Source organism: Arthrobacter sp. TB 26, from assembly GCF_000427315.1.
In the GTDB taxonomy this organism is placed as follows: domain Bacteria; phylum Actinomycetota; class Actinomycetes; order Actinomycetales; family Micrococcaceae; genus Arthrobacter.
Map to the genome: position 1 here is coordinate 15,430 of NZ_AUPJ01000482.1, position 335 is coordinate 15,764.

At 71.3% G+C, this 335-nt stretch carries 1 protein-coding gene; it reads right to left on the reverse strand.

Going from position 1 to position 335, the window contains the following annotated elements:
* Window positions 1-313 (reverse strand): DUF3054 domain-containing protein (locus tag K789_RS0118765; protein ID WP_192815789.1); only part of this gene is annotated, 313 nt, incomplete at its 3' end.
* Window positions 314-335 lie beyond the last annotated feature (22 nt).

Below are 335 nucleotides of genomic sequence, written 5' to 3' on the forward strand. Positions count from 1 at the left end.
CCAGCCGATATCCGAGCAGCAGGAGTCCCAGGCTGAGCAGCGCCACAATGACGAACGGCAGGACCACGGTTTGTCCGGTGACGGCCCGCAGGAGCATGCCGACCGTGACCGCACCAAGCCAGACAGCAACGCCTGCCGGCCAGAGGGCCAGCGGTGAGCGCCACAGCCGCAGGGCCAGCCAGGACACTGCCGCCCCGACGAGGAACGGCCAGGCGGTGGACAGCACCCCGCTGATGACGTCCCCGCGCTGATGGGCGTCGCGGCCGACAGCGGCGAAGATGAGGATCAGCGCGGCATCGGCGCATCCGGCCAGTGCTGCGGACCGGTGGGCCCCC